The sequence below is a fragment of the Candidatus Sulfotelmatobacter sp. genome, assembly GCA_036500765.1.
In the GTDB taxonomy this organism is placed as follows: domain Bacteria; phylum Acidobacteriota; class Terriglobia; order Terriglobales; family Acidobacteriaceae; genus Sulfotelmatobacter.
The window spans coordinates 299,449-323,826 of sequence record DASYBM010000016.1 but is presented as its reverse complement, the minus strand read 5'-3'; the positions used below and the strand labels follow the sequence as shown (position 1 = coordinate 323,826).

Below are 24,378 nucleotides of genomic sequence, written 5' to 3'. Positions count from 1 at the left end.
GTTGTGCTTCTGCGTTTGAAGTGGAATCATTTTGACAAGGCATGTTGAGCTGACGGTTATCCCCGAACTGGACGGGGTGCGTGGCATCGCAATCCTTCTTGTCCTGGCTTTCCATTTCGGCCACATGCTTCCTGGTTACGGAAACCAATTATTCTCATTAGGTTGGACAGGGGTCGATCTTTTCTTCGTTCTTTCCGGGTTCCTGATTACCCGGATTCTGTGGACAACCAGAGATAGTCCAGAATATTTTTCAAGCTTTTACGGGCGAAGGATTCTACGAATTTTCCCGCTCGCATTCGCTTTCCTGGCGTCCTATTTCTGGATTGCGCTGCCGTTGGCTCATCATTTCGGCTACGACCTCGATCGCAACGGATCGGACCAGTTGTGGTATTGGGCGTATCTGGCAAACTGGCACCCCCACGGACTTCACGGGAGCCTGTCGCATCTGTGGTCGCTATCGATCGAAGAGCAGTTCTATTTGATCTGGCCGACCGTGGTCTTCGCGATCGCTCTGAAAAATCTGCGACGACTCTGCATCGTACTGATCCTTCTACCTCTCGCACTCCGTTATGTTTTGATGGGGATATTTCATCTCTCCATTCATACGATTCCGGGAATGACGTTCTGTCGCACCGAGGCGCTGGCGCTAGGCGCGCTGATCGCTCTTTCCCTCGGAATCGAGGGTCTTGCGATACCGAGGCTGCCGAAACTTGCTTTGGCGTCCGCGGTGGGAGTGCTCGCCATTGCCCTCACGGCTGGGACGGAATCGAATTTAATGGGAATCTATGGTCTGACACTCGTGGCGCTCGCATGTGCTGGATTTGTGCTGCGCGCGGTTCAGAGCGCGGGAGATAGTACCCGATTGTCGAGCATGCTCCGGTCGAGTTGGCTGCGGCGATTTGGTAAGTACAGCTATGCGATCTATGTTCTGCACGCACCCATCGTGGCAGTGGCGTTTCACTTGTATGCCAGATCGCCAACGCCCCTGCGCGGATGCACTCTTTTCTTTGCGGGAATCATTTCTTCGTACCTTGCGGGATGGGTTTCGTGGCATCTGTTCGAGAGCAAGATTCTTCGCCTAAAGCGCTATTTTGAGTACGATCAAGCGAGGAAACAACCGGCCGCAGCAGTTGCGGTCAGTTGACTGTCATCCGTGCCAGGTTGTGCCCGGCTTGATAGAATCATCCATCCGATTCCTAAACAGTTCTGAAGCAGTACTCTCCGGGGGTTCTGGAATGCAGCGTGTTCTGATTACGGGCGGCGCGGGATTGATCGGATCCCACATTGCCGATCTGCTGGTGCAGCGCGATGTCCGCGAGATTGTAGTGCTCGATAATTTTGTGCGCGGGCGACGGGAGAATCTTGCTACGGCTGTGGCGAGCGGTCGCGTCACAGTTGTGGAAGGTGACATTCGCGATCGTAAGCTTTTGGCCGAGGTCATGCAGAGCATCGACGTGGTATTTCATCAAGCCGCGATCCGCATCACGCAGTGTGCCGAAGATCCGCGACTGGCGCTTGAAGTGCTTGTTGAGGGCACTTTCAATGTTGCGGAGCAGGCGATGCGAGCGAAGGTTTCCAAAGTGATAGCCGCATCGTCGGCCTCCGTTTATGGAATGGCGGATGAGTTTCCCACGAACGAAAATCAACATCCCTACCACAATCGAACGTTTTATGGAGCCGCCAAGACTTTCAATGAAGGTCTGTTCCGCAGCTTCTATGAGATGTACGGCCTGCGCTATGTAATGCTACGGTACTTCAATGTCTACGGACCGCGCATGGATGTCTACGGCGCATATACAGAAGTTCTGATTCGCTGGATGGAGCGAATTGCCGCCGGAAAGAGACCTCTCATTCTCGGCGACGGCCAGCAGACTATGGACTTCGTGATTGCCGAAGATATCGCACGCTGCAACCTGGCCGCGGTTGACGCGGACGTCACCGACGAAGTATTCAATGTCGCCAGCGGCTCCGAGATCAGCCTGAAGGATCTCGCGCACACTCTATTGCGTGTGATGGGATCGAACGCGCCGCTTGAGTATGGACCAGAGCGAAAAGTAAACTCGGTTCCGCGCCGGCTCGCCGATGTTTCCAAAGCGAAACAAATGCTGGGATTTCAGGCGACCATTTCGATCGAAGATGGCCTGCGCCAGCTTGTGGCGTGGTGGCAGGCGGAACGCCAGACCAGCGAGGCTGTTCGTGTTTGATCCGAGAGTGTGTGATCTGAGAATGCTTCGTTCACAAGTGTGTGAACCGCGAAACCACGATCCGCAACACTACGATCCGCGCACTGGGGAAATTCGTGCCCATGCCTAAGAATTTTGTTCCAGTCGCGCGTCCGAATCTCGGACCAGAAGAGGTATCGGCTGCCGAACGGGCGATTCTCTCCGGCTGGGTGACGCAAGGGCCCGAAGTCGCAGCCTTTGAGCAGGAGTTCGCCGCTTTCGTGAAGGCGCCGCATGCGTGTGCGGTCTCCAGCGGCACGACGGCTCTTCATCTGGCGTTGCTGGCTGTTGGTGTCCGACCCGGCGATGAGGTCATCACGGTTAGCCATTCCTATATCGCTACCGCAAACAGTATTCGCTACTGCGGCGCGTTGCCGGTTTTCGTCGACATCGATCCGCAAACGTTCAATATCGATCCCCGGAAGATCGAGGCAGCAATCAGCGAGCGCTCGCGCGCCATTCTGTGTGTTCACCAGATGGGAATGCCGTGCGACTTGAACGCTATTCTCGAAATTGCGGAGCGGCACAAAATTTCCGTTGTGGAAGACGCCGCATGCGCCGTGGGAAGCGAAATTCTTCGGCACGGACGTTGGGAAAAAATCGGCAAGCCGCACTCCGATGTGGCGTGCTTCTCCTTTCATCCGCGCAAATTGCTCACGACGGGCGATGGCGGCATGTTGACCACAACCAGCGCCGAAATCGATCGCAAGTTCCGTCTGTGGCGGCAGCATGGCATGAGCACGCCGGACACGGTGAGACACTCCTCGCCGCAAGTCATGTTCGAATCGTACCCGGAACTGGGCTTCAACTATCGCTTGACCGACATTCAGGCTGCGATTGGCCGCGAACAACTAAAGCGCCTGCCAGCAGCCCTTGCGCAGCGACGACAGCTCGCGACGCGCTATCACAAGCTGCTGGCGGATGTTCCGGGATTGATTCTACCCGCGGAACCCGAGTGGGCGCGCACCAATTGGCAGAGCTACTGTGTGCGCCTACCCGAAAATACAGATCAACGCCGCTTCATGCAGGAAATGCTCGACGAAGGCATCGCCACGCGACGCGGAATTATGTGCGCGCATCTGGAGCCAGCGTATCAGTCTCCGAATACGTGGCGCTGCGCGCAAGTGGAACGCGAACCCGACAGAAGCTGCCCGAATCTGGTCGAGAGTGAGCGGGCACAAAATGAGGCTGTGATCCTGCCTCTATTCCCGCAAATGACAGAAGCGCAGCAAGACATGGTTGCACACGCTCTTCGGCATGCGTGCTGTGAAAAATAGTTTGAATGAGCGCCCCAACGCAGTTTCAGCGTGACACGCCGACCCGCAGCGCTCTGAAACTTCTGCTGTGGCTCTCGATTGTGCTGGCCGGCGCGGAGTTTACGGTGCGCGGGCCAGTCCGATTCCTGCAGATTCCAAATGATTGGAACGATCTGTCGCAGAACTACGCCGCTTCGAAGCTTTGGCTAAAGGGCCGGAGCCCGGCCGATCCCGGGAATTTTGTGGCGTTGTGGAAGCAGGAGAGCGGCAGCCGCCTCGACCTCAACGACGTTCGGACTCATCTGGCTCCCCCTCTCGGTGGACTTATAGTGCTGGCGCCGATTGCGGTCTTTCACTTTAAAACCGCCAAAATGATTTGGCTCGTGGTTCTGCTGCTGGCGTTCGTGGCCACGGTTTTATCGTTAATAAAGGCCGGAGGTTTGCGTTGGGGAGAGCTTCGCACTTTGGCTTTCGTCGCCGCTTGTCTGGCCCTCGCTCCTTTCCAAACTGGAATCGGCAGCGGCAATGCCACAGTCCTCGTCATTGGTCTGTGCGCGTTGGCGATCGGGGCAGCCACCGAAAACCACGATATCTCTGCCGGATTTCTATTCGGATTGTCCTGTAGCCTGAAGCCGCAAATCGGCGCATTTCTGGTGCTTTACTATCTGATGCGGCGGCGCTGGCAACTATTCGTGACCGCGGTATCTACGGCGATTGGATTAATCGTGGTAGCCGCTCTGTATCTGCAACTCCGCGGCACTTCCTGGCTTCAGGATTATCTTCACAATGCCCAGGGATTTGTGACCAGCAACCACATCGACGATTTCTCGTCCGCAAATCCCAGTCGCTTTACCTTGATCAATCTGCAAGTCCCGTTGTTTTCGATAACGGGTCAGTCCTCATTGGCAAACTGGCTGGCGTTCGGCGTAGTCGGAGTCTTGTTGTGCGTCTGGCTTTACTGGGTCGGCAAAGGAAGCTCGCGCGGTTCGGCGATGCTGGCTCTCGGAGCAATCTCAGTCGTTGCCCTGCTGCCGGTCTATCACCGGTTCTACGACGCCGGGCTTCTGGCTGTGCCTCTCTGCTGGTGCGTCACCAACGCCGCAGACATGTCGAAGTCGACTATCAGAATCGTGCTGCTCCTCATGGCCCCCTTCTTGTTTCCCGGAGCGGCATTCTTGCAGCAACTCGTCGTGCATGGTCATATCTCCGACACGGTCGCGAATTCCTGGTGGTGGAATTGCGTCGTGATGCCTCACGAAAGCTGGGCTCTGCTCTTACTATGCCTGCTTCTGCTTTATCGAATGAAGCTCGCCGCATCGCATCGTCTCAAAGCAACCCCTTAACCACAGAGGACGCGGAATTCCACGGAAAAATCAAGTCCTCTGCGTCCTTTGTGGTTAATGCGTATCTGGGCGGCTGGTTTTGGACGCAACCAGGCTGCGGCACAACTTCACGATTTCTTCCACGTGCGCTTTCCAGGAAAATTGCTGCGACCGCTCGAATCCAACGTCCGCCATGTGTCTCGATGTGCCTGACGCCCCAGCCAACCGAGCCAATGTTTCCGCCAGCTCCTTCGCTGAGAGTGGCGGGAAATACGCGGCCGCATCCTGGCAGATTTCGCGATGCACCGGAAGGTCGGAAGCGATCACGGGCACTCCGCTAGCCATCGCTTCCACCAAAGGGTGAGCGAAGGTTTCAGCATAGGCAGGAGTCACATATAGATCGGTGCGGCGGTACAACTGATGGAGTTGCTGGTACGGAATCGCCCCTAGTTCAACCACCATGTCCGAGATTCCCAGTTTTTTCACCAAGGCGGCGGCGGCTTCGGGCCGATACGTCCCGGGGTTTTTGCCGGCCGCGAGTTGACAAGTCAGCAACAGTTTGACCGGACGATCCCCCATGCGATCGCGCAGCAGAGGCAGCGCTCGAAAAAGCGTTTCGAAATTCCGGTAGTAGTTGTAGTGGCTGACAAAGAGCAGCTTCAGGGATTGTTCGGTGCGACGCAGCTTCTCCTCCACTGCCGGTGCGAGTGGAGTGTCATCTTGAAAAAAAGTTTGACGATCAAACCCATGATGAATGGCCACTATGGGAGCACTGGTCCATCGGATTAGTTCGTCCGCGAATGCGTGGCTGGGCGCGACCGTAACATCGGCCCAATGAATCGACCTTTTGGCAAACGCTGCCCTCATGTGGGTGTCGAGCCAGGTGCGGTATTCGCGGCGCGACAGCAGGTCCCGGTAAAAGTCGCCGCAGGTGTAGAGCGAGTTGCGGGAGAGCAGAATTTGCGGTATCGGCGATTTCCGCAGCGCGAAGTTTCCGGTAGAAAGCAGGACTTGGGCGCGACAGTTCCGAATGAGGCGAGGCAGCGCCGACTGTTCGTACCAGAACCGGCCAACGTGCGCAATGTCGGGCACTACTAGAGCAATATTTTGGAAGTCGCCAAGCTCTTCCCGTAGGGTCGGGCGCAAAGCAACAGTGACCTGGAGGTCGGGTTGCGCAGCCAAATGCGGAAGCACGTTGCGGACATAGGTCAGACCTCCGCCCGCGCTGGCTGCGAGGGAGTTGATAAACAAATGCATCATCGGTTGGGAGCGACCACACCCAACGGTCGGAGTATCGCGCCAAAGCGCCACTCGATCGCATGCCCAGAGGGAGCCACGTCCATAAAAACGAAAGCGAGACACCAAAACAATACGCACAGATGATAGCCAGCGGCGAATAGCCAATCTTCAAAGGCGGCATGAATCAATCCCGCTAACATGATCATCGCAATAGGGACCGCCGGGTGGCACGCGTTCCCTGTCGTGAGCATCCACAAAACCGTGCGCGCAATCTTGCCCAGCAACAGGAACATCAGCAAGAAGAACGGTAATACACCGAGAATTCCAACTCCGGCGAGAATAGCCAGATAACTGCTGCCGTTCTCCGATGTAATATCCTCCGTGGAAACAAACATTTCTACGGGGCCGTCGTTTATGACGTCGGCCGTTCCCAACCCGGTTCCAAACCAGAAGTGATTGCTGATGGTGTCCAGCGCCCTCTGCCAGGGATCCTCGCGCGACGCAAATACGTTGCCATTCGTGCTGTCTTTATAGAGGACGGTCTTGGTCACCGAAGAGAAAGCTCGCTCTGTGGCGTCAGGGTTAAAAATTGCCCCGGCCGCAATGCAAATAGTGATGATGGCAACGCCGGCGCCAATCATGGTGTATTTGCGCAAAGCGGCGCACAGTAAGCCACAGGAGATTAAAGCCGCGGCCATGCCGGCTCGCGAGTGACTGTGAAAAGTCAGGTACATTGACAGCAGGTAAAGGATCAACCGACGGCGGTTTACGGCAAGGGGCTCTGGCAGCAGCGCTCCCCAAAACAACATCGGAGCTGCGGCGACTCCCATTACGGCGCCGAGTGAGTTGGGATTTCCCATGAATCCGATGCCGAAGATAAGGTAGTACACGGCCATCACGGCAACAAACCCCTCGCACGCTGCCAATAGTCCCGTAAAAAAACGACTCTCACGCCCAGTCACCGCAAGTCTGGCTCCCGTGCCGGCATAAAGAAACAACAGCCCAAAGCTCGAAGCCTTCAAGATGGCTACGCCTGGAAATTGCGAAACCGAAGCCGACACGATCGAAGTAAGGACCGCGAAAACCGCTGTGACATGAAAGAGGCCGAAGCGATGATTTCGCTCTTTCAGCATGACCAGCGAGCCCACCGCAGCCCCCACGGCAAGAATGGCCCATCTCCCCGTAGTCCAATACCCTCCTACGGCTACTCGCACGCCGGCAAACAGAAAAGCGACTATAACGAGCGCGAAGAAAAACCGCCGGTACATCCAAACCGCAACCGCCAAACCCTCGATGAGGATCAAGCCTCCCATGTTCGTAACGTTCGCGAAATAGCGAGGCTGGGAATACGCCAGAAGGAGCAATACCAAAGGGCATACAACTGCTGCCGCGATGAGCGCGATTTTGGGAACACGCTCATTCATGGATTGCTCCATTGCCTGCAACCATTCCTGCGACGCCTCTCGCCCATTCTCGAGGTGAATAGCCAGCAATATGCCGCGCGCTGTTGGCGCCCATGGTTACGCAAAGATCGGGTTGAAGGGCAAGACTTCGCATGGCCGCAGTTAACGACGGAACCTCTTTCGGCGGAACCAGCAATCCGTTCCAATTTTCTTTCAGCAGGTCGGCGCCGCACCCTGCGGCGTGGCTCAGGATCACCGGCAAGGAGCACGCCATCGCTTCGTTCACTACCAGCCCCCAGGTATCGGTATAGGTTGGCAGAATCAACATTTCCGCCAATGCATAGTAGATTGCGAGTTGATCCCGTTGGGCAAAACCAGCGAATTTTATCATCCCAGGCGAAATCGATGCAGCCGCCCGTTCCAACTCTGGTCGAAACGCGCCATCGCCCACAAAAACGAGTCCGACCTGTTGTCGCAGCGAATCATCGAGCCTGGCGTAGGCCGATAGCAACTCAAGTACACCTTTCTCGCGCACCAGCCGGCCTACAAAGAGAAAATAGCGGCGGGGCAAAGCTAGTTCGGAACGATGCTCGGTTGCATTCTGGCGTGCGGCCTCCGCTGCCGCGGAAAACAGGTCGTTGTCGACGGCATTCGGCGCGGTAAAAATGCGGCTGTCACGGATCTTCAGGGAGTGCAAATATTCCCGAGCCGACGACCCCGGCACTACGAATCCGTTACAGGAGCGGAGAAACTCGATTTTCATCAATTCCACCACCGTCCGGCGGCTACGATGATCCTGCTGCGTGCTTTCGGCCCAAAGAAAAAAGGGAGTCTTATGAAACCGCGCCCAGATCAGAGATTGCCACGAGGCAACGTAATTGTAGCCTCCGCAGAGAATGAAATCCGGCTGGGCTTCACCGAGTGCGAACGTCACTCCACGGTTCAATAAGGCATTGTAATTGCCAATGCGGCTTCGCCACGAAGGCAGAACCTGGCAGGAGAAGCGGATCTCGTTCTTGTAGACCTGCCATTGCCGAAGCTCAGGGTCGGTCTCAGCCAGAAAAATAACGTGCAAATCCACTTCGCCCTGCTGCGCCAGTTCGTTGAACAACGGAATGCGATAGGGAGAGATGATCTCCGTCAGAATGACAAGGCGGCGCTTCATCTGACCGACTCCCGATAGATTCGCGACAGACTCTCAGCTTGCTGCGCCAGGGTTAGATTTTCCAGAATCGTATCGCGCGCCGCGGCGCCAATGCTGCGGCGGCGGGGCTCGTCGCGCAACAGCATCGCCAGCGCCAGCTGCAATTCGCGCTCGTTATCGGGCCCCACCAGAAAACCGTTGGAACCATGCCGGACAATTTCCGCAATTCCCTGCCCGCGGCAACCGATCACTGGCTTACCAACGGCCATCGCTTCCAGATAAACGCAACCCAGACCTTCGTATCGACTGGGCAGTGCAAACACGGTACAGCGGCGCATGGCCTCTGCCACCTGGGTGCGATACTGGCGTCCAAGAAAGCGAACGCGTTGACTGACTTGAAGTTGTTGCACCAGTCCTTGCAGCCGTGAAAGTTCAGGACCTGCACCGATGATTTCAAGCGTTAGAGCAGGAAAGTCGGCAGTGAGAGCGGCAACCGCACGAATCAATGCGGCATGGCCTTTGATTGGAATCAGGTTGCCAACGCTAAGCACAATTGGCGCGCTCGCGGCAACGGCGCCGGGGGAAAACAACTCAGGATCCACGCCGTTATAGACGACGGAAGTCCGGCAACTCGGCCCCGTGCCCTCCAAGACTTGCTCGCGGACATGCTCGCTGACGCAAATCACGCGGCGCGATGAGCGGTATACTCGCCGGGAAATGCGGCGGCACCATTCTCCAGCCCGCCCGCTGACCTGACTAGTCGAGAAGGCATCGAGCCCGTGCACTGAGACCACATAAGGCAAGCCCAACTCCGCGCTCAACAGCATAGCCGCGTGCCCGCACGGCAAAGGCGCATGCGCATGGATCAGATCGATAGGATGCGACCGCTGCAAATCGCGTACACGCCCGACCATGCTGGCGAAAAGGAATGCGCCTGACGTGGGAAGTCCATAACCACCGGGCAGCGAGAAATAGCGAATCCATTGCGAACGCACGCCTGACTCTCTGCTCTCGAGTTTTGACCGGTAGAAGGGCTGCGCCGCGAACACGGTGTTCACCACACCAACCTTGGCGAGCGCGTCGAGCGGCTCGGCCACAAAGCATCCGCCGGCATCGTCGTGCGCGCTGGGATAGAACGGAGTTAAGGTGAGAACATGAAGGGGAGTGCCGGTCCGCTGTGTTCTCTGGAGTGGCCCATCCCGGAGAACCGGGGGCAATTCCGGGTTCCCACTCACCGGCTCGGAGCCTCCGGGCTCCGCACAGAAATTGCCTCAAGCTTGCCGATGTCGGCTTCTTCGGCAAGGCATGGCTCACAAATCGTAGTCATTTCCGGGTCGGAAGGGCCAGTCACAGCCAGGAAGCCACTGGAGAAGGCTTGCTTCCCGATACACTCGCCGAGGTGCCTGCTGGTTTCTTCCATTCTAATTGAAGTTCGCGGAGACGCGCTTGTAGACGCGCTCGCCAGTCCCCTTGCTCGATTGATCTTTGCAGGTGCCGGCGCGCGATTTCGAGCAAACGTCTCCGCATTGCCTTCTCCGCGTCAGGCGTTACTGGCATTTGCTCGTCAGGATCCGATTCGAGGTCGTACAGATCCTCCGCCGCGCGGTCAAAACGAAGCACCAGTTTGAAGCGTGACTCCCGCACCGACAGCATGCGAGGTCCGCTCCGATTCTCGCGACGAAAGGGATTCGTGCAACCTGCGATGCATTCCGAAATTGCAACGCCATCAAAATCTTCCTCTTTTCGCAACTGTGGCCAATAACTGCGGCCTTGGAAGCCTGGTGGGACTGGCAGTTCCGCAATATCCAGCAACGTAGGCGCAAGATGTACCAGGCTGAACGGAGACTTCTTCACCGGCTGCTTGGCGCTTCCCGGCACGCGTAACAACAGCGGTACATGCAGCAACTCTTCCATCAATTTCGAGGGCGGATGAAAACGGCCCTCATGCTCCAGAAATTCCTCCCCATGATCCGCCGTAAACGCAAAGACAGTGTCGCTCCAGAGATTCTGTCTTCGCAGCGTTTCCACCAACCGCCCCATTTGCGCATCCGCCCAACGGACTCCGGCATCATAGAGCGCGACGATTTCATCGCGATGGCGCGCCAGCCGCCGTGCTCCGAGATCCGACCGGTTCCAGTAGGAATTCAAATAGCGTGCGCGATAGGGCGTAACGGGTGCGTGCCCCATGAGTGCCAGAGCAGCCTCGGTTGGATAATACGGCGCATGTGGATCCATCAAATGCAGCCACAGAAAGAACGGCGAATTTCCAACCGAGGACAGCCACGCGCAAGCCTCGTCCACAATTGAGTCAGCCGCCGGAAAGCGGCGCAACTGGTCGAGCGAGTCCGCCGGCGGCGTTACCCGCTGACAGTATTCGAAATAAACCTCGCCGTAGATGGCTCCCCATGGCCCCAGAGCCGCGCCGGCCTTCTGTAATCTTCGGTTGAGACGGCCTGCCCAGCCGCCTCCGCCGGGCGCGTTCGCGCTGCCATCGTGGTTACGATCATCGTTGCCACCATCTGAGAGCGGGCTCAGTTCGTCTTCCGGTTGCAGAAAATCGCGAAACGTATCGAATCCGCGCCCATAGCCGAACCGCGACGAGATATAGGGATTGGCGGCGGAAAAGGCGGCCGTAGCGTATCCGGCTTGCTTCAGAGTGGACGCCAGCGTCGATTCGTCCGGCGCCAAGCCTAGTACGTCGCGACCGAGCGCCAATGGGTAGCGGGAAGCCAGGATAGCCGGCAAAGAATAGTAAGTGGGCGCGCCCGCGACAATGGCCGTAGGTAACACGAAACTCTCATTGGCCAGCGAATCCAGAAAAGGCGTGGTGGGGCGATCGTAGCCCATGAAGCCGACGTGGTCGGCACGCAGGCAATCCACGGTCACGAGAACGATTGATTTCTTTGCTCCCATGTTTTCGTATTATTTTCGTACTTCCTTTCTATGTCTGCATTCTATGCTTGCTCACTCTATGCCTGCTCCCGAGCGATGCTGGCCTTGGTAAATCTCTTACGAATCACCTTCACTTGCACTCTACCCTGCTCTGCCGGGTAGGACCCGCTCAGGATCAACTCGTGCACATCCTCGTCGTGAACATAAAGCAAATCGGCGTGTTTTGATTCCAGCGCCGTCAGAAAATCGTCGATGCACTGAAGCGTGCGGCTGCGAAAATCCCGCACCGTCGAATGAAAATTGATCGAATGCACGGAAACAATCGCCGGAATCCCGCGGACAAAACAGTTTTCCGCCTGTTGAAGACAAGTATCGATGGAGAACTCTGCATTCACCGCAGGCTCGAATTCCACCGTACGCGAAAGATGCAAAACCGCATGACGATCGAAGTGCGGAGGCATGAAGGCTCCCGGGCCATTTTGCGCCACGCGAATTCCATGCTGCGCCCATGCCCAGTGCGTATCGTCATTGGAGCGGTAACCCGGAGCGCAGGCTGAACGCGGTAACCGGGAGAAGAGTTTGGCGAATGCTCCCACCGCCTGCCCAATCAATTCTTTCTGCGCTTCCGCCGATAGGAATCGTTCGTCCTCCGCTTGGTCTGGATCCCAATATTCGTAGCCGATCCAGGGCATGCGCCAGTGAATGTAAGGCGTCCCCGCCTGCCACAACCTGCGCAGAAGGTCGGAGCGTTCGCCGCTGCGATTGGCGATGCGCTCGACGGCCGGCCGGCAGAAGTGCGTGGTTCCATGCAGCGCAGGCTGGAAGACCCCTTCGCCGATTCCCGCGCGATAAGCCTCTACCAGACCCGGGCGCGCCCATCCGGCAGGAAATCCATCGGCGAGCGGCAGCAGATGAACCTGCCGAAACGACTCCGCTGCCATCTTCGCAAAATCCAGATTGGCCACAATAAAATTCATTTCCATGCAGGGATGACGACCTGCGCAATCGCAATGACGTTGCAGTACAGCACTCAAACCGGCCAGATCTTCAGCCGTCTCCAGCGTGTAAAAATCGTAGGGATGTTCGCCGAGCGTCAGTCCCGTCGCTTGCAGCCGCTCGAGCCCTTCTGCATCGCGCAGCCCCACGCGACCCCAGTCGTCGCTTTGAAACAGCAACATGGGCCGGTCAAAATAGAACCCGTCGATTGGAAGCAGGTCGCGTCCGCGCTGCCAAAGCTTCTGCGCCAGATTCATCGTGGTTCTACTCCCGCCATTATTTCCTGGCCCAGACGCTGTAGTTGGCGGCAAACTGGTCGTTGGCGCTGCCGGCAACGCGCGTCAGCAATTCGCCGGACAGATTGAGCAGCGGACAGATTGTCCAACGGAAAATGGAGCGCAAAACAGGATAACGCACGAAAGTATTGAGGCAAATGTTGACGGTCCGAAAGAAGCCCACAATGCTTCCGCCCTCTGGAATAATCTCAGACTCGCCGAAGACCGCGACCAACTGACGCAGGCTCCCGGGAAGAAAACGCCAACGGTCAGAATCAGACTCGCACGGATAAACCGAAGGCGCGCTTAACAAAAGGCAGCCCCCAGGTTTCAGCACGCGGTGAATCTCTGCAATCACAACCGCCGGTTCGGGAATAAATTCGAGGGTCTGCGTGCAGATTACGAGATCGAATTGGCCGCCAGCCAACGGAATTTGTTCTCCCCGCGCCACGATATTGACCAACGGCGTCCAGCGCAAATCGATCGCCACATATCGGCGGACCCGGTCCTCTAGCAAGGGCCGATAAGGCTGAATCCTTCCCCCCAGATCGAGGACGTCCAGCTTTCGGCCATTCAGCTTCCGGGCGCCCAGATCGTGGCTATCCAGTTTGGGGGCCGCGAGCCATTTCCGGAAAATCTCGCGCCGCCGTCGCAGCACCAGCCAGTTGGGATTGGTCAGGGAAGGATACAGCCGATCTCTTCCTTCGCGAGCGACGCTGCCCAAAGTCTCCATGCTGTTCATGAATTCGAAAAAACAATTTAACAGGAGGTTCCCGATGCGAGGTTGAAATGCGCGAGCTTCAGAACATCCGCGTCAGAAATAACTGAGTCATAGATCGAATTCATAATTGCCGAATTCAAGATCGCCGAATCGTTGACATCCGATCGAAGATCGCGAAATCCGAGATTGCGAAACCTAGAGATAGCCGAGTTCGCGCAGCCGTTGCTCCACCAGTCGTTGCTCGGCCAGGTCCGCGTTGGAAGTGTCGTCACGGGAAAATTCGCGCAAGACAAATATCAGCAACTCTTCCAAAGTGCCGAATACATGACCGAATTTCTTTTCCGCAATCGCGCACAGGTCCGCCGGGAGCCGCACTTCCCTCATTTCCGTCATATTTTCACCAAAACCAGATGCGGCCCCTTCATCGCCCTAAGAAAGCCCGCGCTCGACCCCAAACCGCATCGGCGATCAAACGGTCATCCGCATCCAATCCCATGGCGAGCGCCACCCCTGAGAATGCACCGTAGGCCAGCACCAGTGAGACAATCACCGCGACCCACTCCGCCCGCCTCCAGACTGAAATCCTGCTTACCAGTAGCGTAATCAGCAGAGCGCTTGCCGTGGAGGGCAATAACTTCAGGTAGCTGCGGTTATAGGGGAACAATTTCAGGGCCTTGTGCACCTCGGAGAGATTCCACGTGTTCGTACCGATATTGGTAAGGGCCGCTGCCATAGCCGCACCCAGCGCGCCCCAGCGCGGCACCAACTGGAAGCACAGCACTACCATCACCACCGCCATCACAGCCTGCACCCGAACCAACCGCCGCTGGTTGCCGGACATCAGTAAGAGATAACCGACCGAGCCGACGCCGCAGTTTACCAATTGCCCGCACGTTCCGACGATCAGAATCAGCCATCCCGTTTCGAAGTCGTGGCCGAACATGCCCATGATCGGACGCGCGTAAATAATCATCACAATGGCTAGGGGAAAGGTCAGGCCCAGCATCCATTTGGTAAGCGTCTGGAACAAGCGCCCCAGCAGAATATTCTCCCCGCGCGAGTGGATATCCGCGATTACGGGCGAGAAGATCTGATTCACCGACTGCAAAATAATCGTTTCGTACGCGACCAACGCAGCGACCACCGCGTAAACTCCCACTTCGCGGGCGCCCCGGTAGACGCCCAAAGCAATGCGGTCGGTCTGGCCCATAAGAAACGTCATCAAGCCAACCCCGAACATGGCTGCGGAAAACGACCATACTTCCCGGTCCATTCCAAGCCTTTTCAGATCCGGCGACCGGGCCTCGACCGGGGTCAGTCGCCACACCAGCGAAATCAGCAGCGCCAGCACCACGCACGCGCTCACAATCTGCGCCGCCAGGTATCCCCACAATCCTCCTCCAAGCCCGATCAAAAGCACCGACACTGCCATCGTGACCGGGCTGGAAACGAACCTCGTGATCATGGTGCGACGGCCTACTTCCCGGTAGCCAGCGACGATATCTCCGAAAAATGTGGTGAATATCGACGTGATCATGATCGGCACAAATAGCGGCAGGTAGCGCGCGAGTTGAGGAGAATGATAAAAACGCCGCGCCACCCAGGGACCGGCTTCCAGCAAAATTGCGGAGAAGATCAGGTTGGTCGCCAACAGTATCCAGGTGCCGTTCCACAGCAGCGTCCGCAACGCTTGAAATTTCTTCGATGCCGAGTAAACCGCCACGAACCGCACCGCGGATTCGGGAATTCCCATCACGCCGAAGATGCCCAGGAAACTGATGATCGTGATCCCCAGGGCATAGATACCCAGCGCCTCCGCCCCCAAAACCCGGGCCAGGTAAACTTTGAAGGCGTAACCCAGCCCGGCGGTAAAAATCGTCCCCGTAAATACAACTCCGGATTGGCGGGCAATGCGCCCCATCTCCGTCGTGAATTTGACACTCTCCGATCCGGGGGACGAACTGATTTTGGTTGAGACTGCCGGCGGCGGCTGACGAACCTCCTCGCTCCGGTTTATGTGATCTGAAAGCAGCGTCATAGTTGCGCCGCTTTAGTCTACATGTTTTCGGTTCGTTTTCTTCCAACGCCCGATCATGGCGCGAACCCCGGCCTCCACCAAGGGAGAAGTCTTGATGATCTTCGCGGCGCGGTAACGCAAAATCTCCCGCACGTGCTGAACTGCGGACGTCCGTAGGCTTACGTAGAGCGTTTCCCGGCTTTGATTCGCGAACCGTTCTTTGTACTCCTCCGTCCCCAGTCCCAGGTCGACCGTGGTGAAATCGGGGTTCTCCGCCGCTTCCTCGACTATCTTCGCCAGCAGGCAAAAGCCCGGAGAATATTTTTCCAAATCGCTGTCGAATGTAGGGTGGTACCAAAACCAGGTACCGTAAAACTGAAAGCCATAGTTCCACGCCAGAACCTTCGAGCCCGACATCATCCGCGTGAGCGCCACCCACCCCGGCTCCGCCAGCAGTTTCGTCAATTCCTTCACGAACTGCTGGCGTTCACGGTTCGCCAGATTACTCACGCGGCCAGTGGCCAGAAAGCGCGCCACATGTGCCTGCATGAACGCAGGCAATAAGGGCCCAATCTCTGGCCAGGTGCGGGCATGGTCGAGCCGTACGGGGGATTCACTGCCCAGCGCTTTCAGCGACCGGCGTACCATTTTGTTCCCTGGCAAGACCGGTTTCTTCTCACCGGGACGATGTTCCAGGCTGCTTAGCAAAACCTGAGCGCAGATGTAGGCTGTGCGCGCGAAGCATCGATAACCGTTTTCCTGCGAGGCCGTTTGCAGGGCCGCGATCGAATCGGAGTCGGCGGGCAGGTTGGTGAGCGTAATGTCGCAAATGCCTTGCTTCCTTAATTCCCCTAACACCCACGCAATCAACCCGTCCCTATGAGCCGGCAAGCTGAGAAAATCGCAGTAGTCTCCCGTAGTAGCGCAAAGAAAAGAGGCGTGAGTTCGATCGGAATCGGTGGCCAGGGACGCGACTCCACACAGCGTTCCGCTCTCGTCGTACGCCAAACAAAGCAGTGGCCGCAGGGTCGCATCGTAAGCGCGCTGTACTGCCAGGGACCACTCGTAGGTATAGAAAACCTGAGGCTGATCCACTCGCTGCACCAGTGCATTCCACTGCTGCCGCAGATTCGCATCTTCCGGAATTTCCTTAAGCAGTACGACGCGCACGATTGAATTCACTTCGCGAAAGGTTCGCTGAATAGGTAATAGTATCAACCCATCGCAGAGCGAGCGGCCACCTCACCAGCGGCTGCCCGAGCATCGCCGTGGGTGCAGATTAGTCTCGGCGATACTCCTCGTCACTTCGATGGTGAATTTTTGCATAATGCTCCCAGGGTTCGAGTCGGGCGACCGGCTCGTTGCTGCATGCGCACGTGGAACCCTGACACGTGCGCCTCAAGTTCGGCCAGATTCATTTCAGCCGTAACGTGCACCCGAGGCAGCGCATAGGGAGGCAGATCGACGCCAAGCCCCCCTCCAAAGTTCACAAAGGCAGCTTCGTAACCGGCTTTCTGCGGCATCGCCAATACTTCCGGCGTAACCGATTCTCGGTTCCCAAAGGGGTAAGCAAACGCCCAAAGTCGGTGTGGAAGAGCTCCCTCCAAACGAATCCGGCTTTCGGAAATTTCGGCGTACGCTTCTTCCGCGGGAAGTAGCGACAGCATCGGATGGCTCAGCGTGTGCGCGCCGACCGTCATTCCGGAGGCGGCCAATTCTCGAAGTTCGCCGCGTGTGAGCAGCCCGAACCGGCGCCACCAGGCGGGTTTGTCCTGGCGGGAATCTCTCTGCCCCCCAAACTGCATCCGCGCGGCGGCAAGAAACGACGCTCGCGCTCCCTCATCCACCTGCGAAAGCCGCTTCACGGAATTCCACCAGAGCGCGCGCCGTTCTTTGCGCGATCGCGGTTCACTTGATCTGAGTTCACCCCGAATAGTTAACCCTACGCTTGAAATCTCGAACGGTCCTGCCGGAGCGAGCAGAAACAGCAGGAACAACTCTTCGTACCACAGTGTGCTTCGCGATTCCGCGACCGAAGCCCCAGTCACGAAGAACAGACACGTCACTTCCTCCTGTTGCAGAACGGGCAACATGTCGGTCAGACAATTGAGAAGGCCATCGTCACAAGTCAGAAGAACCGCCCGCGGCGGCAGCGCGCCCCGCTCTTCGCGCCAGGCCAACACATCGTCAGGGGAGATCACGTTATAGTGCGCCTTCAGCAGGCGCAGTTGCCGGCGGAGCATTTCAGCGCCGATAAGGTTTCCATCCAAGGCTGCGTCGATCGGTTCGTAGCCTTGTGGCAGGACACCGTGGTAGGTCACCACCGCAAGTCCTGCGGCGCTGGCGCGGTGAAAAACGCCGGCCATCGCCAGTGCGGGATAGAACACTTTATTCAGGAAGGGACTGACGATTCTCATCAATCAATCCTCATCGTCGCTTGACCAAGTTTTGAGCCCCGGTTCCCGTTTACGGAGTTTCAGCGTCCGACTGTTTCGCAATCGCGATGTAGTCTAGACATTCACGATCCCGAGCATCATGATCCGAGCCATCATGATCCCGGCCGCTGCTCGATCACCCTACAAGGAGCGCCCATCGCAGTGCTTTTCGGAGGAATATCTTTGACCACAACACTTCCCGCTCCAATCGTCGCCCAGGCCCCGATTCGCCGGCGAGGCAGCACACTCACGCCACTCCCGAGCAGGACGCCGGTTTCCAATATTGCTCCACCGGAGAGATTGCAGCCGGAAGGAATCACGCAAAAATCGCCTACGCAAACGTCGTGGGTGATCGAACAATTCAGATAAATCACAACATGCGATCCGATCCTTATATCGGCGGTAAACTGCGTGCCCGCCATAATTACGGTGCCGGCTCCGATTGCGACCGATTCTGCAACTTGAACGGCCGGATGAACGACCGAAACAAATTTTGATTTCACCGCTGACATCGTTTCAACGACTCTGGATCGCACTTCGGGCTTTCCGATCGCGCAAACAAATCGCAACGATTCGTACTGATTGTTTCGATACCAGTCGTCCCCGCCGAGGACCGGGACTCCTCCCACTTTCTTCCCGGCAAGCTTTTCATCCGCGTCCAAGAAACCCAAGACATCCCATTGCCGGCCGGCTTCGTTGCACGCTCTTACCGTGGCCAGGACTTCCCGGCCCAGGCCGCCAGCGCCGAGAATCACCAGTTTTGCAGGCTCAGTCATGCGGCTCATTCTACCCGGTGGTCGGCAAATTTCTTGATCAGTAACTTCGGCCCAATCTCGGTTTTCTTCAACACCGATACAATTCTCTCCGCAGCACAGCCATCTCCATACAAATTCTGCATGTTCGCGAGCGACTTTCGAAACTCGGAACTCACGGCTTTCTCAATCCCGCGCGCGATCTCTTCCGGCGAGTTTCCGACGTCGATCACATTGGCAGACCGGACGCGGCCCTCTTGACGAATTCCTATATTCACGACGGGCAGGCGAAAACTTGCGGCCTCGATGATGCCGCTGCTGGAATTTCCCACCATGGCCGCGACATGTCTTTGCACGCTGTGGTACGTACGATGGCCAAGATTTTTCACCAGCCGAGCGTTCGGGGTCTTCGCGACAAACTTTTCTATGCTGGCGACAATCTCGGAGCGATGCGGATCCGCGTTGGAGTGCGTAAACAACAGCGAGTAGCCCGGTGCCGAGACCGCTGCCAGCAGCGCAGAGATATGCTCCGCGGGATTCTGTTCCAGCGTTACCGGATGGTAGGTGATCAGAAGGGTTTGCGACAGGTCCAGTCCAATTTCCGCTTCCAGTTCCTCCCTCGGTATCGCCTCCATCGATAAGATCGAATCGATCACGGGAGAACCCGTCGTATGCACCCGCCACGACTCTTCCCCAAGTTGCTCGATGCGTCGGGCATATTCCGCGGTGGCGGCGAAGTGCACATGACTAAGCTTGGTGATGCAGTGTCGAATGGCGTCATCGATCGCGCCGAAAGTGAGTTCTCCGCCATGAATGTGGCCGATCGGAATCCGACAAGGCAGCGCGGCCACGGCTGCCGACAGCATCTCGTACCGGTCTCCGAGCAAAAGGATAATGTCAGATCGAAGTTCTCCGTAGGCCGTGGCGAACTCCTGCACGCCGGCTCCGATGGCGACCGCTGCGTCCTGCCTTGAATCGCCCGGCAGTCGCATCGGCACTCGGGCAGCAATGGCGAACCCATCGTTCTCCATCTCCTGAACGGTGCTTCCCTGGGTGGGATCGAAGTGGGCCGCGGCCACAATCAGCTGCAATTCGAATTGTGGGTCAGCCTGAAGCAGGCGCAGCACCGGAAAATAGATTCCATAGTCCGATCGGCCCACCGTCACAACGGCAACCCGGAGCGTCATGCCAGATCACCGGCAGCGATCGGCGTATCGAAGCAAATTTCGCGCGCGGCGCTTCTACCCACTATCTTTTTCCAGTCGGCAGGAGAGATACCGGTGCCCGGCCGCTTAAAAGCAAGCATCTCCCGAGTGATTACCTCGCCCCGCGCAATCGTGCGCGCCGCCACGATGCTGCGCCGAGCTACATCTCGCACATTCTGCTCGGCGGCCGTAGGCCTTTTTACCCCGTCGCCTCGCGCTGCCTCAATCAACCGAATCGATCGAGCCATATTCTTGAAGGCATCGGGTGCGAGAGACGCCTTGTGGTCGGGCCCCGGCAGATTGATGTCTAACGTGATGTGCTTCTCGATAATATCTGCCTCGAGCGCGACCGCGGCAATGGCCAACTCGTTTCCGAGCGAGTGGTCGCTGAATCCGACGGGCACGTTGAAGTGCCGCTTCATCGCCGGAATGACCTTCAAGTTGGCCGACTCGGGAGTGGCGGGATAGCTTGAAACGCAATGCAGAAGCGCCAGTTCGGGGCAGCCGGAAGCGAGCAGCGTCTCCACGGCGCTCTCAACTTCCTCCAGGTACGACATCCCAGTCGACAGGATTACCGGTTTCCGCTTTCGGCCCAGAAACGCCAACAGCGGAAGGTCAGTCACGTCCCCGGAACTGACTTTGAAGGCGGGAACTCCGATCCTCATGAGCAAATCCGCGCTTTCTTCATCAAACGCCGTCGACAGAAAAATAATTCTGCGCCTCGCGGCGTGTTCAGCGACGGCGTATGTCATCGCCTCCGGCATCTCGAGCCCCCGCACCATTTCCAGTTGTGCTTCCGCGCTTCCGGTCGTCGCCTTCTGATAGTCGGCCTTCGGCGCGGCGGCTGAAATCAGCTTTTCAGCTTTGAAAGTCTGGAACTTCACGGCGTCGGCCCCGGCTTCGACAGCCGCATCGACGAGACGCAGCCCCGTTTCCAGACTGCCGTTATGGTTCACTCCCGCTTCGGCAATGACGAAGCAGGGATTCCCACTTCCGATTTTCTTGCCGCCAATTTCCATCGCCTGACATTATAGGCGAGACGGAATCGGCTTCCCCCACACTGCAATGTCATCCTGCACGGAGCCGTTCTTCAGGCGGAATGAAGGATCTCCCGTTCAACCGACCTGCGCTTCACCCACGAAGCTTTGCTGCTCGATGATAAGATTTACTCGCATCCATAACAGGATCGGGCACTGATGGAGTTCATCGAGAAAATTTGCACGACCGAAAAGGCCAGCCTGCGTGAAGTAATGGCCTGCATCGATCGCGGCGCCAAGGGCATCGCGCTGGTGGTCGACGAACGCAAGCGCCTGATCGCAACTTTGACCGATGGAGATTTACGGCGCGCCGTGCTGGCTGGAATCGGCCTGGACTTTCCGGTTGCGACTCTGATTGCAAAACGCCGCACGCAGGACAACCGCAACCCGATCACGCTTCCCCAAGGCAGCCCGAAAGACGCCATTCTCAGCGAAATGAAAGCCCGCGCCGTTAGGCAAATTCCGCTCGTGGATGGCGACGGATGCGTGCTCGAACTCGCCGTACTCGACGATCTGGTGGCCGAGCGTCACGCCCCAGTTCACGCGGTGGTAATGGCCGGCGGCCTGGGTGCGCGCCTGATGCCACTGACTGCCGACACACCCAAACCCATGCTGCCCGTGGGCGAGCAACCGCTAATCGATCGCCTGGTACACCAACTGAAGCAAGCCGGCATCGCGCGCATCAATATCAGCACCAATTACAAAGGCGATCAGATCTCCGCGCATTTCGGCAAGGGTGAAGCCTTCGGCATCGAAGTCGAATGCGTAACTGAGGATCAACCCCTGGGCACGGCCGGTTCCTTGTCATTGGTCTCAGGGAACGATCCGCTCCTGGTGATCAATGGCGACATCCTGACCGCTCTCGATTTCCGGGCCTTCCTCGACTTCCATTTCGAGCACGCCGCCGCTATGACGGTTGCGGTGCGCGAATACGGCTTCGATGTTCCCTATGGCGTCGTCGAAACCGATGGTTTGCACGTCACCGCAGTCACGGAAAAACCGACGGTAAAGTTCTTCGTCAATGCCGGCATCTACTTGATTTCTCCCTCGGCACGGGCCTTGATTCCGTCGGGCCAGCATTTCGACATGCCCCAACTGATCGACATTCTCGTTCAGTCTCGGAGTAAGGTGGTCAGCTTTCCGGTGTGGGAGTATTGGCTCGACATCGGCCGCCACGAGGATTACGAGCGCGCCCAGCACGACGTGCAAAGCATGGGAGGGGCGACTGTGAACCGTGGAGTAACCGCCAAGTGAATTGGAAATCCAAATCGGTACTGGTCACGGGCGCAGGCGGCTTCATCGGCAGTCATCTCGCCGAAGCGCTTGTTCGCGCTGGCGCGCAGACCCGCGCACTCGTTCACTACAACAGCTCGGGGCGCCGCGGTTGGATGGATGAAAGCGATCTGCGCGACGACATGGAGATTATGGCCGGCGACATCCGTGAGGCGGACAGCGTCAAGGCCGCGCTGAAGGGCGTAGACGTGGTGTTCCACCTCGCCGCTCTGATCGCCATCCCCTATTCTTATGTGTCGCCGTCGTCGTACGTCAGCGCGAACATCATCGGCACCATGAATATTCTTCAGGAATCGCTGCGTTCCGGCGTGTCGCGAATCGTGCATACCTCGACCAGCGAAGTTTACGGAACTGCACGCCAAATCCCGATCTCGGAAGACCACGCTCTGCAAAGCCAGTCGCCGTACTCCGCGACCAAGATTGGGGCGGATAAATTGGCGGAGTCGTTCCATTGCGCGTTTGGGCTACCGGTCAGCATTGTTCGTCCCTTCAATACTTACGGTCCGCGCCAGTCGGCCCGCGCCGTCATTCCCACGATCATGACGCAGGCCTTGGCCGGGGAGCCGATTCGCGTCGGGAACGTGGCTCCTACGCGAGATTTCAATTACGTGGCGGACACCGTCCGAGGATTTCTATTGAATGCGGCGAGTGAGAAAGCCGTCGGCCGTGTCGTCAATCTCGGCACCGGCACTGAAATCTCCATCGGCGATCTTGCCCGCACGATCTGCTCTGCCGTCGGCAGTGATTGCAAAATTATCCAGGAGGAACAGCGCGTTCGGCCCGCCGGAAGTGAAGTCGATCGCCTCCTCGCCGACAATCGCCTGGCAAACGAGTTATTAGGCTGGCGTCCGGAGGTGAGCTTGCGCGCGGGCTTGCAGCACACCCTGGACTGGATGCGCTCGAATCTCGACCGCTATCGGACCGGAGTCTACGCCCTGTGAAACCCAACACGGCAACGGCATACATTCCGCTCTCCGCCCCTGAAATTCGCGGCAACGAGTGGAAGTATGTCAAAGACTGCCTCGACACGGGATGGGTATCTTCGGTCGGTGAGTACGTAAATCGCTTCGAGAGCATGCTCGCCGAAACTATGCTCGCGGAAACTATGATCGCTGAAACGGTGGGAGCGCAGTCGGCGGTCGCCACCAGCAACGGGACCTCGGCTCTGCACATAGCACTGCTGGTCAGCGGAGTCCAGCCCGATGACGAAGTGCTGGTCTCGACCCTCACGTTTATCGCGCCCGTCAATGCCATTCGTTACGCCGGAGCATGGCCGGTCCTGATCGATGCCGAGCCCCAGTACTGGCAACTCGATGCGCAAAAAACGCAGGACTTTCTGCGCCAGAACTGCCAATACTCGCAGGGAGAAAGAGAGCTGCGCAACCGCCGCACGGGACGCCGCATAAAAGCCATCCTCCCGGTGCACATTCTCGGTCATCCCGTCGATATGGAACCGATCGTCTCCGTGGCCCACGAATTCGGTCTTACCGTGATTGAAGACGCCACCGAGTGCCTGGGTGCGAAATATCGCGGCCGGAACACCGGGACAATCGGAGACATCGCCTGCTTCAGCTTCAACGGCAACAAAATCATCACCACCGGCGGCGGCGGCGCCATCGTAACTTCAAACGCGGACTGGGCCGCGAAAGCGAAGTATCTCACTACGCAGGCAAAAGACGATCCCGTGGAATTCGTGCACGGAGAAATCGGATACAACTATCGCCTCACCAACATCCAGGCCGCCATGGGCTGCGGCCAGATCGAAATGCTGCCGGAGTTCATTCGCAAGAAACAGGCGATCGCCTCTTGCTATGCGGAGGGTCTGAAGAACACGCCCGGCATTACCTTGATGCCGCAGGCGGAGTGGGCGGAAAGCATTTTTTGGCTATACACGGTTTTAATAGATGAAGATCTTTTTGGACTCAGCTCGCGAAATACCATGAGGGAACTGGAGGCACGAGGCATCCAGACTCGGCCCCTGTGGCAACCGATGCATCGCAGCCCGGTGCATCGCGACTGCGAGGCCTTTCATTGTGAAGCAGCCGACTGGATCCACGCCCGCGCCCTGAGCCTTCCCTGCTCGGTCGGATTGTCGGATTCCGATCAAGCTTACGTCATCGAATCGCTTATGAACCTCAACCGACGCGCAATTGGGCGATAGTTAACCGC

The 24,378-nt window shown here is 57.5% G+C and carries 21 protein-coding genes; 7 read left to right on the top strand and 14 right to left on the bottom strand.

Annotated features, from left to right (window positions below):
- Positions 1 to 31 precede the first annotated feature (31 nt).
- The 4 genes from VGM18_18475 to VGM18_18460 all read left to right on the top strand — a co-directional run bounded on the left by VGM18_18475 (position 32) and on the right by VGM18_18460 (position 4,821).
- On the top strand, positions 32 to 1,144 hold the full coding sequence (locus VGM18_18475; GenBank protein HEY3974999.1) for an acyltransferase: 1,113 nt from the start codon (positions 32 to 34) through the stop codon (positions 1,142 to 1,144).
- Positions 1,145 to 1,235: 91 nt separating this feature from the next.
- Positions 1,236 to 2,204 (top strand): SDR family NAD(P)-dependent oxidoreductase, encoded by a 969-nt coding sequence (locus VGM18_18470; protein ID HEY3974998.1) that lies wholly within the window; start codon positions 1,236 to 1,238, stop codon positions 2,202 to 2,204.
- 101 nt (positions 2,205 to 2,305) lie between these two features.
- Positions 2,306 to 3,499: a DegT/DnrJ/EryC1/StrS family aminotransferase gene (locus tag VGM18_18465; protein ID HEY3974997.1), complete on the top strand. Its 1,194-nt coding sequence runs from the start codon at positions 2,306 to 2,308 to the stop codon at positions 3,497 to 3,499.
- 5 nt (positions 3,500 to 3,504) lie between these two features.
- A complete protein-coding gene (locus VGM18_18460; GenBank protein ID HEY3974996.1) occupies positions 3,505 to 4,821 on the top strand; it encodes a glycosyltransferase family 87 protein in 1,317 nt (438 codons plus the stop codon).
- A 54-nt stretch (positions 4,822 to 4,875) separates the two neighbouring features.
- On the opposite strand, the gene VGM18_18455 is transcribed toward VGM18_18460, so the two are convergent.
- The 14 genes from VGM18_18455 to neuB form a co-directional block, all read right to left on the bottom strand.
- On the bottom strand, positions 4,876 to 6,060 hold the full coding sequence (locus VGM18_18455) for a glycosyltransferase family 1 protein (protein ID HEY3974995.1): 1,185 nt from the start codon (positions 6,058 to 6,060) through the stop codon (positions 4,876 to 4,878).
- On the bottom strand, positions 6,057 to 7,463 hold the full coding sequence (locus VGM18_18450) for an O-antigen ligase family protein (GenBank protein HEY3974994.1): 1,407 nt from the start codon (positions 7,461 to 7,463) through the stop codon (positions 6,057 to 6,059). The genes VGM18_18455 and VGM18_18450 overlap by 4 nt, the downstream gene beginning before the upstream one ends.
- The gene (locus tag VGM18_18445; protein HEY3974993.1) at positions 7,456 to 8,607 is read right to left on the bottom strand and encodes a glycosyltransferase family 4 protein; all 1,152 of its coding nucleotides are present in this window, start codon (positions 8,605 to 8,607) and stop codon (positions 7,456 to 7,458) included. The genes VGM18_18450 and VGM18_18445 overlap by 8 nt, the downstream gene beginning before the upstream one ends.
- Positions 8,604 to 9,803, bottom strand: a complete 1,200-nt coding sequence (locus VGM18_18440; protein ID HEY3974992.1) for a glycosyltransferase — start codon at positions 9,801 to 9,803, stop codon at positions 8,604 to 8,606. Before VGM18_18440 ends, VGM18_18445 begins: the two co-directional genes overlap by 4 nt.
- A gap of 130 nt (positions 9,804 to 9,933) precedes the next feature.
- Positions 9,934 to 11,499 (bottom strand): sulfatase, encoded by a 1,566-nt coding sequence (locus tag VGM18_18435; GenBank protein ID HEY3974991.1) that lies wholly within the window; start codon positions 11,497 to 11,499, stop codon positions 9,934 to 9,936.
- A gap of 56 nt (positions 11,500 to 11,555) precedes the next feature.
- On the bottom strand, positions 11,556 to 12,731 hold the full coding sequence (locus VGM18_18430) for a hypothetical protein (protein ID HEY3974990.1): 1,176 nt from the start codon (positions 12,729 to 12,731) through the stop codon (positions 11,556 to 11,558).
- A 19-nt stretch (positions 12,732 to 12,750) separates the two neighbouring features.
- Positions 12,751 to 13,482 carry a class I SAM-dependent methyltransferase gene (locus VGM18_18425; GenBank protein HEY3974989.1) on the bottom strand — a complete coding sequence of 244 codons (732 nt, stop codon included), beginning with the start codon at positions 13,480 to 13,482 and terminating at the stop codon, positions 12,751 to 12,753.
- A 183-nt stretch (positions 13,483 to 13,665) separates the two neighbouring features.
- Complete coding sequence (locus VGM18_18420) at positions 13,666 to 13,863, bottom strand: hypothetical protein (protein HEY3974988.1); 198 nt, start codon at positions 13,861 to 13,863, stop codon at positions 13,666 to 13,668.
- Positions 13,864 to 13,891: 28 nt separating this feature from the next.
- Complete coding sequence (locus VGM18_18415) at positions 13,892 to 15,508, bottom strand: oligosaccharide flippase family protein (GenBank protein HEY3974987.1); 1,617 nt, start codon at positions 15,506 to 15,508, stop codon at positions 13,892 to 13,894.
- Between the two features lie 12 nt (positions 15,509 to 15,520).
- Positions 15,521 to 16,669: a GNAT family N-acetyltransferase gene (locus tag VGM18_18410; protein HEY3974986.1), complete on the bottom strand. Its 1,149-nt coding sequence runs from the start codon at positions 16,667 to 16,669 to the stop codon at positions 15,521 to 15,523.
- 119 nt (positions 16,670 to 16,788) lie between these two features.
- The gene (locus VGM18_18405; GenBank protein HEY3974985.1) at positions 16,789 to 17,904 is read right to left on the bottom strand and encodes a polysaccharide deacetylase family protein; all 1,116 of its coding nucleotides are present in this window, start codon (positions 17,902 to 17,904) and stop codon (positions 16,789 to 16,791) included.
- Between the two features lie 131 nt (positions 17,905 to 18,035).
- A complete protein-coding gene (locus VGM18_18400) occupies positions 18,036 to 18,698 on the bottom strand; it encodes an acetyltransferase (protein ID HEY3974984.1) in 663 nt (220 codons plus the stop codon).
- Positions 18,699 to 18,703: 5 nt separating this feature from the next.
- Positions 18,704 to 19,861: a UDP-N-acetylglucosamine 2-epimerase gene (neuC, locus tag VGM18_18395; protein HEY3974983.1), complete on the bottom strand. Its 1,158-nt coding sequence runs from the start codon at positions 19,859 to 19,861 to the stop codon at positions 18,704 to 18,706.
- A complete protein-coding gene (gene neuB, locus VGM18_18390; protein HEY3974982.1) occupies positions 19,858 to 20,898 on the bottom strand; it encodes an N-acetylneuraminate synthase in 1,041 nt (346 codons plus the stop codon). The genes neuC and neuB overlap by 4 nt, the downstream gene beginning before the upstream one ends.
- Positions 20,899 to 21,075: 177 nt before the next feature.
- Here neuB and VGM18_18385 point away from each other — a divergent pair, with 177 nt between their 5' ends.
- Genes VGM18_18385 through VGM18_18375 form a run of 3 tightly spaced genes read left to right on the top strand, consistent with a single transcriptional unit; the run spans position 21,076 to position 24,370 of the window.
- A complete protein-coding gene (locus VGM18_18385; GenBank protein ID HEY3974981.1) occupies positions 21,076 to 22,170 on the top strand; it encodes a nucleotidyltransferase family protein in 1,095 nt (364 codons plus the stop codon).
- Positions 22,167 to 23,150, top strand: a complete 984-nt coding sequence (locus tag VGM18_18380) for an SDR family NAD(P)-dependent oxidoreductase (GenBank protein HEY3974980.1) — start codon at positions 22,167 to 22,169, stop codon at positions 23,148 to 23,150. Before VGM18_18385 ends, VGM18_18380 begins: the two co-directional genes overlap by 4 nt.
- Complete coding sequence (locus tag VGM18_18375; GenBank protein ID HEY3974979.1) at positions 23,147 to 24,370, top strand: LegC family aminotransferase; 1,224 nt, start codon at positions 23,147 to 23,149, stop codon at positions 24,368 to 24,370. The genes VGM18_18380 and VGM18_18375 overlap by 4 nt, the downstream gene beginning before the upstream one ends.
- Positions 24,371 to 24,378 lie beyond the last annotated feature (8 nt).

What these genes read in the sequence shown, in the direction of transcription:
- neuB (HEY3974982.1), bottom strand. Translation starts at nt 20,898, where the DNA reads ATGGAAATTGGCGGCAAGAAAATCGGAAGTGGGAATCCCTGCTTCGTC.
- VGM18_18425 (HEY3974989.1), bottom strand. Translation starts at nt 13,482, where the DNA reads ATGGAGACTTTGGGCAGCGTCGCTCGCGAAGGAAGAGATCGGCTGTAT.
- VGM18_18400 (HEY3974984.1), bottom strand. Translation starts at nt 18,698, where the DNA reads ATGACTGAGCCTGCAAAACTGGTGATTCTCGGCGCTGGCGGCCTGGGC.
- VGM18_18470 (HEY3974998.1), top strand. Translation starts at nt 1,236, where the DNA reads ATGCAGCGTGTTCTGATTACGGGCGGCGCGGGATTGATCGGATCCCAC.
- VGM18_18450 (HEY3974994.1), bottom strand. Translation starts at nt 7,463, where the DNA reads ATGAATGAGCGTGTTCCCAAAATCGCGCTCATCGCGGCAGCAGTTGTA.
- VGM18_18455 (HEY3974995.1), bottom strand. Translation starts at nt 6,060, where the DNA reads ATGATGCATTTGTTTATCAACTCCCTCGCAGCCAGCGCGGGCGGAGGT.
- VGM18_18420 (HEY3974988.1), bottom strand. Translation starts at nt 13,863, where the DNA reads ATGACGGAAATGAGGGAAGTGCGGCTCCCGGCGGACCTGTGCGCGATT.
- VGM18_18460 (HEY3974996.1), top strand. Translation starts at nt 3,505, where the DNA reads ATGAGCGCCCCAACGCAGTTTCAGCGTGACACGCCGACCCGCAGCGCT.
- VGM18_18415 (HEY3974987.1), bottom strand. Translation starts at nt 15,508, where the DNA reads ATGACGCTGCTTTCAGATCACATAAACCGGAGCGAGGAGGTTCGTCAG.
- VGM18_18405 (HEY3974985.1), bottom strand. Translation starts at nt 17,904, where the DNA reads ATGAGAATCGTCAGTCCCTTCCTGAATAAAGTGTTCTATCCCGCACTG.
- neuC (HEY3974983.1), bottom strand. Translation starts at nt 19,861, where the DNA reads ATGACGCTCCGGGTTGCCGTTGTGACGGTGGGCCGATCGGACTATGGA.
- VGM18_18445 (HEY3974993.1), bottom strand. Translation starts at nt 8,607, where the DNA reads ATGAAGCGCCGCCTTGTCATTCTGACGGAGATCATCTCTCCCTATCGC.
- VGM18_18385 (HEY3974981.1), top strand. Translation starts at nt 21,076, where the DNA reads ATGGAGTTCATCGAGAAAATTTGCACGACCGAAAAGGCCAGCCTGCGT.
- VGM18_18430 (HEY3974990.1), bottom strand. Translation starts at nt 12,731, where the DNA reads ATGAATCTGGCGCAGAAGCTTTGGCAGCGCGGACGCGACCTGCTTCCA.
- VGM18_18465 (HEY3974997.1), top strand. Translation starts at nt 2,306, where the DNA reads ATGCCTAAGAATTTTGTTCCAGTCGCGCGTCCGAATCTCGGACCAGAA.
- VGM18_18435 (HEY3974991.1), bottom strand. Translation starts at nt 11,499, where the DNA reads ATGGGAGCAAAGAAATCAATCGTTCTCGTGACCGTGGATTGCCTGCGT.